Genomic DNA, 14,404 nt, shown 5'->3' on the forward strand with positions numbered 1-14,404 from the left:
ACTGCGCCTCCTTTTTTGGCAATTTTTCGGCATATTTTTTAGTACACTCGCCAAACGAATTTGGGCTGTATAGTGAATTGTTCAGCAGTCCCTAAATAAGTTTAAAAAAAGAGCTGGCCTCTATTAAAATAGAAGCCAGCTCTTATTACATGACTTTAAACTTCTTCCTTAACTTTTTTTGTAATTTGTGTAATGATATTTGCTGCATTATGAGCGGCAAGCTCTAAAAATTCATTAAACGTCGCAGAAGATTCCACACCCGCAATATCAGATAAAGCCCGTATGATAACAAATGGGGTTTCATATTGATAACATACTTGGGCAATGGCTGCACCTTCCATCTCCGCCGCTAACATGTTGGGAAACTTTTCTTTCACGAATTTCACCCGTTCTGGATCACTCATAAATGAATCTCCAGTTGCAATTAAGCCTATTTCACTTGCTATTGATAATTCCTCCAAAACTTGTTTGGTTTTATCGATTAAGGCTTCATCAGCTTTGAAAGTTGCCGGCATTTTAGGAACTTGACCATATTTGTAGTTAAAAGCCGTAGCATCAACGTCATGATGAACTACTTCATTTCCTATTACGACATCTCCAACCTTTAATTTACTTGAAAATCCACCGGCAGACCCGGTATTTATTACATGGGTCGGTTGGAATCTTTCCAAGAGAATAGTTGTCGCCATCGCTGCATTTACTTTTCCTATACCTGATTTTAATAAAATAATGTCATTGCCATTTAATTTTCCTTCCACAAAAAGTACGGAAGCAATCTCGATTTTCTGTTTATCAGTCATTTTTTCCTTTAATAGTTCAATTTCTTCATCCATTGCACCAATTATTCCAAGCTTCATGATTCAACCTCCGAGCCCTATTGTTTCTCAGGATTTTTAATTCGTTCAACTTTCGTTACTTGCCAACCTTCATTATCTATCCAAGATAAATATACTCGATAAATTTCTTCAACGGATTTGCTAGAAACAGTAGCAACAACTTTTTGTTCCCCATCATTGCCTACCCAATGTTCAGTCATATCATCTTCACTTATTCCTGTTACAGCAGAAACAGCTCGTTTTATTTCAACTCTGTCGGCAGATCCATCGCTATAGTCTGTGGAATGATTCGTCCCTGTTTGCGACGTCCCGATAGGATCCCAATTCCCAGTATATGCAACAATTACATTATCGTCCGTGGAGTCAACTTCTTGAACATCTATATCACTTTCTAAATCGTAATCTTCATCGATATCTTCTGAGTCATCTTCATTTTCTTCATCATTTTCATCGTTATTTAAGGGTTTTTCCGCTGTCTCCTCCTGATTTTCTATAGTCAGATCACTTTTATTTTGATCTTTATTTCCAAAGACAATTAATGAAAACAGCACAATAATAAAGACAATCCCTAGCAATGAAAAAAATAATAACTTACGCTTATTGTTACGGCGTTTTTGGTGTCTGGTTGTACGAGATAACGTTCTATTTTTAGTCAAGTTGTTTCCCTCCTCAGTACGGTTAATGTAATAAAGCATTTGTTTTAAAAACTTGGCTCCATAACAAAGCTTTATTCATAGAACGCCTAAGCTTTTAAGTAGTTGACTGTGATTAAAATTATATGGATTCTGCTTAAAAAAGAAACGAGTATACACTCATTTCTTTATCTGATTAATGTACGTCAACAATTTTTACTTTAATTTCTCCACCTGGTGTTGGCACCATTACTTCTGTTCCTTTTTGTTGACCTAATAAGCTTTTTGCCATTGGAGAGTCATTCGAGATTTTCCCTTCAAAAGGGTCGGCTTCAGCACTACCAACAATGGTATATGTTTCTTCCTCCCCATCTGGCAATTCAATGAATGTTACCTTTTTACCTAAACTTACAACGTCAACATTATTTTCATCATTTTCAATAATTACAGCATTACGGATCATCTTTTCCAGTTGAGCAATGCGCGTTTCTACAAATGCTTGCTCTTCTTTAGCAGAATCATACTCAGAGTTCTCAGATAAATCTCCAAAATCGCGAGCTATTTTAATTCTTTCAACTACTTCTTTTCTTTTTTCTGTTTTCAACACATGTAGCTCTTGTTCTAATTTTTCTTTACCTTCTTCTGTCATATAATAACTTTTTTCTTCAGTCATATTAAACACTCCTTAACAATGTAAATTCATATAAAAATGACACACTCACCGAGATGTGAGTACGTCTTTCTAAAAATCAAATATTAATTTTTTTAATACTAATAGATACTCCGTCACCTATAGGGATAATAGATGTATGATAATGTTCATTACTTGTTAACCATTCGTTAAAATCACGGATTTTTTTTGCTAAGTTTTGCAGTCGTTTATTATTCACTATCGAGTCATTCACTACATATCCTCTAAATAATATATTATCACAAATGATTATTCCATCCTTTTTCAGTAATGGTTGTACAAGCTCAAAAAATCGTTTGTATTGTCCTTTTGCAGCATCAATAAAAATGATGTCAAATGCTTTATTATTTAATGCTAATACGTTAACTTCTTCTAAAGCATCACCAAAAATAAGGTCAATGTTAGATTCTTTTTCTTGTTTCTTTATATTCTCAAGAGCAAGTTGATACATTGTTTCATTCTTTTCAATTGTTGTTATTTGGGATGTTGGATATGCATTATGCATACGAAGCGCTGAATATCCAATTGCAGTACCAATTTCTAAAATCGTCTGCGGTTTTTTCATCCGAACTAACTGGGTTAAAAAATGTAAGCTAACAGGCTCCATGACTGGGATTTGATGTTCGTGTGCATAAGATTCCAATTCAGTCATCCACTTTTTACGCTCGGGTACGGTTTGTCGTAAATAATCTGTTACACTATCCATATGTTTAATCTCCATCATATATTATTCTTTCTTGGAATCACTTTCTTTGTTTTCTAAATCATACCATTCATGACGATATTCTTCCTTGATTTGATTATGTTCTTCTAATGTATCTGAGTAAAAAGTTTCACCATTCGGTCTTGAAAAATAATAAAGTTTAGTAAAGTCTTCCCCTTCCGGATTGAGTACACCATCAATTGATTCCTCGCCTGGGGAGTCAATCGGTCCAATTGGTAATCCATCTACAACATAGGTATTATAAGGTGTATCAACTTCGATGTCATCATATGTAACTACTGCTTTATGTTTAAGATTTTTTAATCCGTAAAATGCGGTAATATCGCTCTGTAGTTTCATATTATTATCGATTCGATTAAAATACACTTGTGCCACTTTTGGACGATCGTCAGAAAACTTGGATTCCCTTTCAATAACAGAAGCTAAGGTTAAAATTTCATGAACCGTTAGTCCACTCGCTGCCACCTGTTCTTGTCTAGATTTTAAAACTTCATCCGTCCGTTCAACCATTGTTTCAATAAGTTGACGAGGGGATGGTTCTTCTTCAAAAATATCATACGTACCCGCAAATAAATATCCTTCCAAAGGCATGTAAAGCTCTTCATTTAATATTTCTTCGGTGAGTAGACTTGGGTATTTTTCCATTAGTTCTTTAATAAATTTTTCATCATTAACGACTTCTATAAATTCTTCTTCGGAAAATGAGAGCTTTTTGGCAAAAATCCCTGCAATTTGCTCAATTGTTTTACCTTCAGGGATTGTGATACGGTAAAGTGGCTCTTCCATAATTTTTCCACTTTGAAGCTCAGTTACAATTTCTTGTAACGCCATGGAAGGTGTTAATGTATATTCACCAGCTTGGAAGTCTGAGTAGTTTTTAAATTTAATGTAAAAACGAAAAATCCTACTATTTTTAATTACTCCATTTTCTTCCAATATGCCTGCAATTTCAGTTGTCGACGATCCTAATGGAATTTCTATTTCTACTTTCTCTTTACTCCCAGGATCCACAGGTTCCAAAGCTGATTTGATATAAAAGTATCCTGAAATTATTCCGATAGTGAATATAAGTGTAAAAGAACTTAATGTAATCAACACAATTTTCCGGACTATTTTTGCATCATTTGCTTTTACTTCAAGTGTGGATCCATGATCAGTTGGCTCTTTATCTTTTGTCATAACGGATGTCTCCTTTATCTGTTTGTTATACAGATAAAATAACGTATTAATTATCGTTTTCTTCTGTTAGCGTATATAGCATTTCTTCAACAATATCCCATTCTTCATCAGATTCAATCGGAAAGAGTTTGAAATCACTTTCTTCCGTCTCCTCCTCATCTTCTTCATAGCGAAATGCATATACTTCCACTTCTTCCTCATCAGCTTGTTCGACTGGAGTGAGCGTAATATAAGAATATCCTGTTTCATCAACATCAAATGTAAACAACACTTCAAAAAGATGCTCTTCTCCATTTTCATCGGGAATAATAATTCTTTCCTGTTCTTCTTTACTCATGAGATCTCCTCCTATTGATGCTGATTTAAAAAACTTTGTAAAATCATAACAGCTGCCATTTTATCGATTACTTTACTTCTTTTTTTTCTGCTTACGTCTGCTTCTAGCAATGCTCGTTCAGCAGCAACGGTTGTAAGTCTTTCATCAACAAAATGAACTGGTAGTTGGAATTTTCGTTCCAAACGTTTTCCATATGTTTTTGAAAACTCCCCCCGCTCTCCAATCGTACCATTCATATGTTTGGGCAATCCAATCACAATTTCATGAATGTCATATTCTGCAATAATGCAAGCAAGTTCTTGATCGGCTGATGACATATCATGTTCAGTCCAGATAATCGTTTTTAACCCTTGGGCCGTTAGTTTCAAAGCATCACTAACCGCAATGCCTATTGTTTTGGAACCAACGTCTAAACCTAATACCCTCATTTATTTTCCTTTTTTAATTCATTTAAATAGAATTTAACTAATTCTTCAATTACTTCATCTCGTTCAATTTTTCGGATCAAGTTTCTTGCGTCTTTATATCTTGGTATATAGGCGGGATCACCAGAGATTAAATAACCGACGATTTGATTAATTGGATTATAGCCTTTTTCTTTTAAAGCTTCATGAATCGTTAATAATGTTTCTTTAATATCTTTATCAAATGACTCTTCAGGAAAGTTAAATTTCATTGTTTTATCAATTGAACTCATTACTAGCACCCCATCCCGTAATAGCTTGTCTACATTTTACCATGTTTAATTCATTTCTAATACCTTTTTCCATTTTTTTATTGTAAGTTAGAAATGAATTTAATTGAGCTGTTCCTCAATATAGCTATAAACTGTATCGAACGCTTCTGGAATTTTAGTTACATCTTTACCGCCGGCTTGAGCCATATCTGGACGACCACCTCCGCCGCCTCCACATACAGCTGCAGCTTGGCTAATTAATTTTCCGGCATGCATATTTCTACTAATTAAATCATTTGTTACGCCAGATATTAAAAGTACTTTTCCGTTATTTTCAGCCGCTAACAAAATTACACCTGATTGTATCTTTTGTTTTAGAAAATCGAGCATACTTCTAAGTTGATTCATATCTTTTACTGACACTTTTTCTGTTAAAACATCAATACCTTTGATTGTTTTAACTTTTGTTAATAACTCCTCGGTTTGTTGGTTAGACATTTTTGTTTGTAAAGACTCATTTTCTTTTTGAAGCGTTTTTAATTCTTCCAGTACAGATTCAATTTTAGGAATAAGTTTATCTTCATTTGTTTTTAACAATGATGCTGCATCAGTTAGTGTATGGAGCTTGTTTTCCATCCAATTAAACGCTTGCTCACTCGTGATTGCTTCAATTCTTCTCACACCTGCACCTATTCCACTTTCAGAAACAATTTTAAATAGGCCAATCTCAGCACTATTGCTTACATGGCAACCTCCGCATAATTCTGTACTATAATCACCAATTTGCACAACTCGTACGATATCACCATATTTTTCACCAAATAGCGCCATGGCACCCATTTCTTTTGCTTTATCGATTTCTGTATTCTCAATAATTACAGGTAGACCTGACCAAACTTTTTCGTTAACAATTTTTTCAATTATCTTTAAGTCAGCTTTTTTAGTCGCTTCAAAATGCGTGTAGTCAAAACGTAACCGATCTGGAGTTACCAACGAACCAGCCTGGTGAATATGTTCTCCCAAAACATCACGTAAAGCTTGATGAAGTAAATGAGTAGCAGTATGGTTTTTAATAATTTGCTTTCGTAAAACGTCATCAATTATAGCTGTCACTGTTTCCTTATTTTTAAGTGTTCCTTCGATTATTTCGACATAATGAATATGTTGCCCATTTGGCGCTTTTTGAACATCTGTTACTTTTGCTTTTGCTGAATCTGTATAAATCCAACCAGTATCTGCAATTTGTCCACCGCTTTCAGCATAAAATGGCGTTTCTTTTAAAATAAGCGAAACATTATCCCCTTCATTTGCTCGTTCTATTATATCATTTTCACCAATAATATAAATAACTTCAGTCGATACCTTTTGTTTCTCATAGCCAATAAAGGTGCTTTCTTCATTAATTTGGGTTAATAAATCATCTTGAACATGCATAGAAGCTGTTTGGTCTCTCGCTTCTCTTGCTCTTGTCCGTTGTTTCTCCATTTGCTGTTCAAAGCCCGCATTATCAATAGAAAAACCATATTCCTCTACGTATTCTTCTGTAAGCTCTTTTGGAAATCCGTATGTGTCATAAAGTTTAAAAACTTCTTCACCAGGAATGACTTGTTTCCCCTGAGATTTTTCTTTCTCGATGATTTCATGTAAACGTTCAAGTCCTTCGTGAAGCGTTTCATTGAATCTTTCTTCTTCAATTTGAATAATATTCGCAATATATTCCTGTTGCTCTGTCACTTCTGGATAATAAGAATTCATAATTCGTCCGACCGTGGGGACTAGTTTATACATAAATGGTTTTTCTATCCCTAAATTTTTTGCATAACGAACCGCACGTCTAATTAATCGGCGTAAAATATATCCTCTTCCTTCATTGGAGGGAAGTGCGTGATCGCCAATGGCAAAAGTGACGGTACGAATATGATCTGCAATGATTTTAAAAGCAGTATCTAGTTCTTCTTTTTCACCATATTTTACTGAGGTAAACTCTTCTGTTTTTTTGATGATTGGAATAAACAGGTCTGTATCAAAGTTAGTTTTAGCATTTTGTAAAATGGACACTAACCGTTCTAACCCCATTCCAGTATCAATGTTTTTGTTAGGAAGTGGTGTATATGTGTCATCTGGATTATGATTAAACTGTGAAAATACCAGATTCCAAACTTCTAAATAACGTTCATTTTCTCCCCCAGGGTACAATTCAGGATCATTTGGATCATTCCCATAACTTTCTCCTCGATCATAAAATATTTCGGAGTTAGGGCCACATGGACCTTCTCCAATATCCCAAAAATTTTCCTCTAAGCGAATGATCCGCGATTCAGGTAATTTTATTTCATTTACCCAAATATTATACGCCTCATCATCTTCAGGGTGAACAGTTACAGATAATAATTCCTCATCGAAACCAATCCATTTATCGCTTGTTAAAAATTCCCATGCCCAAATAATGGCTTCTTTTTTAAAATAATCACCGATCGAAAAATTACCTAACATTTCAAAAAATGTATGGTGTCTTGCTGTAAAACCAACATTTTCAATATCGTTTGTCCGAATCGCCTTTTGTGCATTAGCAATTTTCGGATTTTCAGGGATAATTGAACCATCAAAATATTTTTTTAATGTTGCAACTCCACTATTGATCCATAATAAACTTGGATCATCCTTTGGAACAAGTGAAACACTTCTTTCAATCTGATGTCCTTTTTCTTTAAAAAATTGTAAAAATAATTGTCTAACTTCTGATGAAGATAATTTCTTCATGTTATTTTACCTCCATTTTCAATATCATTTCTATAAACGAAAATATAAAACCACTAAAAGATCACTTAAACAGTTGAAGAAAACTGTGCAGTAGTGAAAATTTATAACCTAGCTACTGCGCCGTTGATTTCCGCTGCGGACAGTTGCTTTCCGCGGGCACGGCTTCAGCCTCCGAAGCAGAAAACCACTGCTTCTGAGTCTTCAGACACGTGCTTTTCCCACAGGAGTCGACTGCCCTCCGGCTCCAATCAACCATTATGATAGCAGTATCAAACAGTGCAGACCGTTTACTAGCACACCCAGCGGAGGAAATACACGGAGACTCCTGTGGGAGGAAAGGCCTCGGTGAGACTACGTAGGAGCGAAGCGACGAGGAGGCTCATCAGCCGCCCACGGAAAGCGCAGTGTATTTCCGTAGCGATGGACAATTACTATCCAAATTTACTGCACAGTTTATGGAAAAATTATTCTCAATTAATGAGTGTTGTTTATAATAGTACGCTAAACAATAAAAAAACTCCTCTCTGCACATGCAGGGACGAGATCATTTTCGCGGTACCACCCTAATTATGAATTAAAACAATTCATCGCTTGATCATGGTAACGGTTTGATACCGACGGGGATTAGCCGCACTCCAGTCTAGCTTTCCATAATATCATGTTGGAATTTATTTCAGCAAATTAAATTCCTCTCTTTAACATGAGAGATCATGTACTCTTTACCTTCAACATTTTATTTATTATTTAAAGAATCATATGTAAGTTAAAAACAGTATAAGAAACTGGTGCACAAATGTCAATTGCAATGTTGTTTATTTAGATAAATTTGTACAATAATCGCTTTTACCATCGTTATTAAGGGAACTGCGACAATCATTCCAATGATTCCACCAATTTCTGCTCCAATTAGTAATGTTAAAATAATGAAAACAGGGTGAATTTGGACACTTTTTCCCATGATATAAGGTGATAAAAAACTGTTTTCCAATGTTTGAACGATTAAAGTAGTGACAAGAACAACGATAACAAGCTTCCAAGAAGATGTCATCGCAACTGCAACGGCAGGAACTGTACCGATTATCGGGCCAAAATATGGAATCACATTCATTAATCCCATAATCACCGCAAGCACGAGCGCATATTTCAATTGAAACGTATGATAAATTACATATGTGACGAACATGATCGCCGAAGAAATGATTAATTGCCCTCGAATATACCCACCTAAACTTTCATCCATTGCTTTTAAAATCGTATCAATTCTTTGGGAATGTTTTTCCTGTACTAAATTATACAGGGAATTTTTCATTTGAGTAAAATCTTTCAAAAAATAAAACACAAGGACAGGAATAATCGTAATCGTAATAATAAAATCAAATAGATTTGCTGCACGCTCTAATATATTTTCTATTTGTTTTTCAACAGATAATTCGATTCGGGAAATTAATTCATCCATTTTATCATGAACGATTTCTGGCAAAAAAGAGGTCGAGTCATAAATCGAATAAATAATATTTTCATATAAAATCATTGATTCCGGAAGCTGCTCACTTAAATCTTGTAATTGTTGTACGAAAACAGGAAAGCTTTTATAAAAAAGAATTGTCATTAATGAAAAGAAAAGTAAATAAATAATAATGACAGCAAATCCTTTACTAATATTAAATTGATTTAATTTTAAGACAACAGGATGTAGTAAATAACTGATAAATGCAGCGATAATAAACGGTGTTAAAATTTTACCTATCACAACAAAAAGAGTTTTATAAACAGGATAGAGTTTTATGAGAAGATAAATAACTAAAACAATCAATATGATGGAAACGCAAATGTAGATTATTTTCTTCAAATTCATTGCCCTTCCTCCCTCGCACTTCTTTATTGTTTGTAACGAGGGAGGTTATATACACCAATTACATAAAATCATACGGAGATAAACGATCAGATTCTTCTGTATCTGACAGTGTTTTTTCTTGTTCACTATCAGAAAAACCAACCAATTTTTGCTGCAATTGCTCTTTCAATGTTGTGTAGCGTTTATTGGTATCTAATGTTTCAATTCCTTGGATAAATGCATTTATTTCTCCACACATGATTAGAGATTGCTTACTTCTAGTAATTGCGGTATAAAGTAAGTTTTTCCGCAACATTCTACGATACGTTGAAACAACCGGCAAAATGACGATAGGAAATTCACTTCCTTGCGATTTGTGTATTGAAATACAATAAGCATGCATAAAATTTAAATAATTCGCACGTGTATATAACACTTCATTGTCTTCAAAGGCAATTAAAATTTGCTCCTGTTTTTCTGCATTTTCTTTTGCCGTAAATATTTGCTTAATTTCCCCAATATCTCCGTTATATACCCCATCTTCCGGCTGATTTACTAACTGAATTACTCGATCACCAACCCGGTACGTTGCATCATTAATGAATCGTTCTCTTTTATTCTTCGCTTTCGGATTCACTAACGACTGAATTTGTTTATTAATCGCGTCGATTCCCGCTTCCGTACGATACATTGGTGCAAGAATTTGAATATCGTTTACAGATATCCCTTTATCAATAGCACGTTTAAAAACTTTTGTAACAACCTCGATTATTTGATGCATTTTACATGGAATAAAACTAAAATCTTTATCTTTTACTAAATCTGCTGGTGTACAATTATCGTTCTTAATTAAATGTGCCAACTGAATAATTTTTGAACCTTCCTTTTGGCGGTACACTTCATTTAGTTTAATTAATGGTATTCGTTCACTACTTAACAGGTCAGCCAATACTTGGCCAGGCCCAACAGAGGGCAGCTGATCTTCATCGCCAACCAATAACACTTGCATATCATCAGGGATAGCTTTAAATAAATGATTGGCAAGCCAAGTATCTACCATCGAAAATTCATCAATGATTAAAAATTTCCCTGTTAATTTTTCATATTCGTTTTTTTCAAAATTATGATGACCATCCCAACCTAAAAGCCGATGGATCGTCATTGCTTTTATTCCAGTAGATTCCTCTAGTCGTTTAGCAGCTCGACCGGTAGGGGCAGTTAAAATAAAGGGATAGTCAGCAGATTTATCATAATCATGACGATTTAAAGATAAATCATAGATATCAGCGTACACTTTTAAAATCCCTTTAATAACAGTTGTCTTACCTGTACCCGGTCCACCAGTTAAGATCATTAACTTCGAATGAATGGCTTGTTTTATTGCCGAAAATTGTTCATCTCCGTAACTTAAAGACTCCTCTTCTTCTATTTCACCAATCAACTTCATCAGTTCAGCATCTGTCGTTTTCGTTTCAATTTCTTTTTCCATAATCCTTTTAATATGTGAACTAAATTGTTCCTCAGCATAAAAAAGACTAGGTAAGTAAACCTGATTATCTTTCATAATTATTTTTTTCTCTGTTTCAAGAACATCAAGTAGTTGCAACAACTTTTCATCCGTTAAATCATTAACTTTTAATATATTTTGCATACTCTTTAAGCATTCTTCTACAGGCAAATATACATGTCCATCCAAGATACTCATTTGAAGAGCATAGATACAACTCGCACGAATTCTATTTTCATCTTTCTTAGAAATTCCATTTATGCTTGCAATTTTATCCGCCGTAATAAAGCCGAACCCTTCAATATCAAAGACAAATTGATACGGATTTTCTTTTAGTAATACTAGCGTTTCTTCTTTATACATTTTATATAATGTTTGCGACATTTTAAGACTGATACCATAGCGAGTCAATTGTACGGCAATTTGCTCAAACCCTTGATTATCTTGCAGTGTACTTATTACCGTTTGTATCGTCTTCTTTTTCATATTTGGAATAGATGATAACACATTCGGGTCTTCTAATATTTTTTGTATGGCATTCTCCCCTAATTTTTCTACGATGGTTTCTGCGGTTCGTTTCCCTATCCCATAAAATAAATCGCTAGACAAATAGGCGACAACTGCTTCTTTAGTTTCTGGAACGAAGGTTTGATATGCAGTTATATTATATTGCACCCCAAACTTTGGATGTGTATCAAGTTTCCCGAAAAACTGATAGACAACTCCCGGCTGCAAATTACTAAAGTATCCTTTACCCACAATGTCTTTTTCGATATACGTTTCGTTTGTATCGTGGATTTTTATCTTTGCAATGGAGAAATGTTCTTCCGTATTCTCGAAAATTGTAAACATAATTTCTCCCTTTATATAGCCGCGCTCATTCATATGATCTGTTTCCATTCACTAAGCCCCCGCTATCTATCTGTCTTTTCTAAAAGAGTTCGCTTTGCCTTCATTGCAAGTAAGTGATTTGGCTCCAAATCTAATACTTTATTCATATACGATAAAGCAACGTCATGTTCGTTTTGTTGTACTGCAATGATTCCTAAGTTGTATAAAGCGTCCGCATGTGTGTTATCTATTGTAATTACTTCATCTAAGATTATTTTAGCTTCTTTAAGATAATTCGTTTGCGCTAAAACTAAGCCGTATTGAAATTTAATTTCTGCATCTGTACTTAACTCGGCCGCTCTTTGTAAAAAAGGTATGGCAAGTATTAAATCTTTTCTCTTTACATGAATCATACCAAGTAAATAAAAAACTTCACTATCCTCGATTCCAAGCTTTAAAGAATGTTGGAACATTTTTTCTGATTCAGTTAACATATTTTGCCCATAATAAAGCTTACCAAGACCGACAAAGGCAGTTGCAGACTTTTCATCTAGCTCGATTGCTTTTAAATAAAATCTTTCTGCTTTATCATATTGTTGCATTAATTCTAAGACGTTACCAAAATTTATATAACCAATTGGGTCTTCTGGATTTTCGTCAATTATTTCAATAAATAATTTAGCTGCTTCCTCTAATTTATTTTCTTTCATTAAGTTAATTGCTTGCTTTTGTTTATTCAACATCTATACTCCTGACTCTTACATGCTAAAAGACTATCTTAAGCGACAGCCTTAACATAGTCTTTAGCCAACATACTGTAGTTGTTTTTCATTTTTAAAAACTTCTTCAATCGTCCCGCCACCAAGACATACTTCATCTTGATAAAATACAACAGCTTGCCCCGGTGTAACAGCTCTCTCATCATGTTCAAACTCAACAAGTACTCGGTCTTCATCAAGTTTTGTAACATAAACTTGACTGTCTTTTTGTCGATATCTAAATTTAGCAGTACAAGAAAATGAGCTTTCTACCTCATTGATCCAATTTAAGCCTGAAGCAATAAGGGCATCCGAATATAAATATTGATTAGAATCGCCTTGTTCAACATATAAAATATTTTCTTTTATATTTTTACCAACGACAAACCAAGGTTCACCTTCTCCACCAATACCAAGTCCATGGCGTTGACCAATTGTATAGTACATCAATCCGTCATGTCTTCCTTTTACTTCGCCTTGTAATGTCTTCATTTCTCCAGGTTGCGCAGGTAAATATTCACTTAAAAACTCTTTGAAATTACGTTCTCCAATAAAGCAAATACCTGTACTATCTTTTTTCGTTGCCGTCGCGAGGTTATGTTTTTCGGCAATTTTTCTTACGTCTTTTTTCTCTAAATGACCGAGTGGGAATAACACTTTTGCTAAAACATCTGCTGATAATTGATTTAGAAAATACGTTTGGTCTTTACTTGTATCAACACCACGTAATAATTCAGTCTTTCCATTCACTGTCCGTACTTGTGCGTAATGACCAGTAGCTACGTACTCTGCTCCAATCGAAAGGGCATAGTCCATAAACGCCTTAAATTTTATTTCCTTGTTGCACATTACATCCGGGTTTGGAGTTCTTCCAGATCGGTATTCATCAAGAAAATAAGTAAACACTTTATCCCAATACTCTTTTTCAAAATTCACAGAGTAATATGGAATATCAATTTGATTACAAACCCGGATCACGTCTTCATAATCTTGTGTCGCGGTACATACACCAAATTCATCGGTATCATCCCAATTTTTCATAAATACACCGATCACTTCATATCCTTGTTCTTTTAATAAAAGGGCTGCTACAGAAGAATCAACTCCACCACTCATTCCGATGACAACCCGTGTTTTTTCTGTCATACTAATCCTCTTTCCTTATTCTGTTAGTCTTTTCACTACTTTTGCGACATTAGTTGCCGCTTCTTTGACATTTTCTATTGTATTTGCCGAACCAAAACTAAAACGAACTGAATTATACATACGGTCACTTCGACTACCAAACATTGCTTTTAAAACATGAGAAGGCTCGAGGGAACCAGCTGTACAAGCACTTCCACTAGATGCCGCTATCCCTTCTAAATCAAAGTTTGTTAAAAGTACATCCACTTTTGTTCCAGGAAAGCTGACATTTACAATCGTTGGAATTGCTATGTCAGTATCTCCGTTTACTTCAAATTCAATCTCTGCTTCGCTTAACGTATCTAAAAAAATACGTTTATATGAAAGATATTTGTCAAAATTATTTTGTTTATTTTCCATTGCCAATTTTGCTGCGGTGTAGTAACCAACCGCTCCGATTAAATTTTCTGTTCCTGGTCGTTTTGCTTTTTCTTGCAATCCACCATATTGCAGT

General features: G+C 34.6%; 14 protein-coding genes and 1 other annotated feature. All 14 genes read right to left on the reverse strand.

Annotated elements, in window-relative coordinates; genetic code table 11:
* Positions 1–155 precede the first annotated feature (155 nt).
* Positions 156–857, reverse strand: a complete 702-nt coding sequence (locus tag ACPYKA_RS12025; RefSeq protein WP_479542507.1) for a 5'-methylthioadenosine/adenosylhomocysteine nucleosidase — start codon at positions 855–857, stop codon at positions 156–158.
* Between the two features lie 17 nt (positions 858–874).
* A complete protein-coding gene (locus tag ACPYKA_RS12030; protein ID WP_479542508.1) occupies positions 875–1,492 on the reverse strand; it encodes a YrrS family protein in 618 nt (205 codons plus the stop codon).
* Between the two features lie 172 nt (positions 1,493–1,664).
* A complete protein-coding gene (gene greA, locus ACPYKA_RS12035; RefSeq protein ID WP_336262474.1) occupies positions 1,665–2,141 on the reverse strand; it encodes a transcription elongation factor GreA in 477 nt (158 codons plus the stop codon).
* A gap of 76 nt (positions 2,142–2,217) precedes the next feature.
* The gene (locus ACPYKA_RS12040) at positions 2,218–2,865 is read right to left on the reverse strand and encodes an O-methyltransferase (RefSeq protein ID WP_479542509.1); all 648 of its coding nucleotides are present in this window, start codon (positions 2,863–2,865) and stop codon (positions 2,218–2,220) included.
* A gap of 21 nt (positions 2,866–2,886) precedes the next feature.
* Positions 2,887–4,062 carry an endolytic transglycosylase MltG gene (gene mltG / locus ACPYKA_RS12045; protein WP_479542510.1) on the reverse strand — a complete coding sequence of 392 codons (1,176 nt, stop codon included), beginning with the start codon at positions 4,060–4,062 and terminating at the stop codon, positions 2,887–2,889.
* A 46-nt stretch (positions 4,063–4,108) separates the two neighbouring features.
* Entirely contained in the window at positions 4,109–4,399 is a 291-nt protein-coding gene (locus tag ACPYKA_RS12050; RefSeq protein ID WP_479542511.1) for a DUF1292 domain-containing protein, read from the reverse strand.
* 11 nt (positions 4,400–4,410) lie between these two features.
* Positions 4,411–4,827 (reverse strand): Holliday junction resolvase RuvX, encoded by a 417-nt coding sequence (gene ruvX / locus ACPYKA_RS12055; protein WP_479542512.1) that lies wholly within the window; start codon positions 4,825–4,827, stop codon positions 4,411–4,413.
* Positions 4,824–5,096: an IreB family regulatory phosphoprotein gene (locus tag ACPYKA_RS12060; RefSeq protein ID WP_336262469.1), complete on the reverse strand. Its 273-nt coding sequence runs from the start codon at positions 5,094–5,096 to the stop codon at positions 4,824–4,826. The genes ruvX and ACPYKA_RS12060 overlap by 4 nt, the downstream gene beginning before the upstream one ends.
* A 99-nt stretch (positions 5,097–5,195) precedes the next feature.
* Entirely contained in the window at positions 5,196–7,835 is a 2,640-nt protein-coding gene (alaS, locus tag ACPYKA_RS12065; protein ID WP_479542513.1) for an alanine--tRNA ligase, read from the reverse strand.
* A gap of 531 nt (positions 7,836–8,366) precedes the next feature.
* Positions 8,367–8,573, reverse strand: a binding site (T-box leader).
* Between the two features lie 58 nt (positions 8,574–8,631).
* Entirely contained in the window at positions 8,632–9,690 is a 1,059-nt protein-coding gene (locus ACPYKA_RS12070; RefSeq protein ID WP_479542514.1) for an AI-2E family transporter, read from the reverse strand.
* Between the two features lie 58 nt (positions 9,691–9,748).
* Complete coding sequence (recD2, locus tag ACPYKA_RS12075; protein ID WP_479542515.1) at positions 9,749–12,076, reverse strand: SF1B family DNA helicase RecD2; 2,328 nt, start codon at positions 12,074–12,076, stop codon at positions 9,749–9,751.
* 14 nt (positions 12,077–12,090) lie between these two features.
* Entirely contained in the window at positions 12,091–12,747 is a 657-nt protein-coding gene (locus ACPYKA_RS12080) for a tetratricopeptide repeat protein (RefSeq protein WP_479542516.1), read from the reverse strand.
* A gap of 63 nt (positions 12,748–12,810) precedes the next feature.
* On the reverse strand, positions 12,811–13,911 hold the full coding sequence (gene mnmA / locus ACPYKA_RS12085) for a tRNA 2-thiouridine(34) synthase MnmA (RefSeq protein ID WP_479542517.1): 1,101 nt from the start codon (positions 13,909–13,911) through the stop codon (positions 12,811–12,813).
* A 15-nt stretch (positions 13,912–13,926) separates the two neighbouring features.
* On the reverse strand, positions 13,927–14,404 hold a 478-nt coding region (locus ACPYKA_RS12090; RefSeq protein WP_479542518.1), incomplete at its 5' end, for an aminotransferase class V-fold PLP-dependent enzyme.

Origin of the sequence: Pseudogracilibacillus amylolyticus (SeqCode) (assembly GCF_051918545.1) — a bacterium.
Lineage (GTDB): Bacteria > Bacillota > Bacilli > Bacillales > Amphibacillaceae > Pseudogracilibacillus.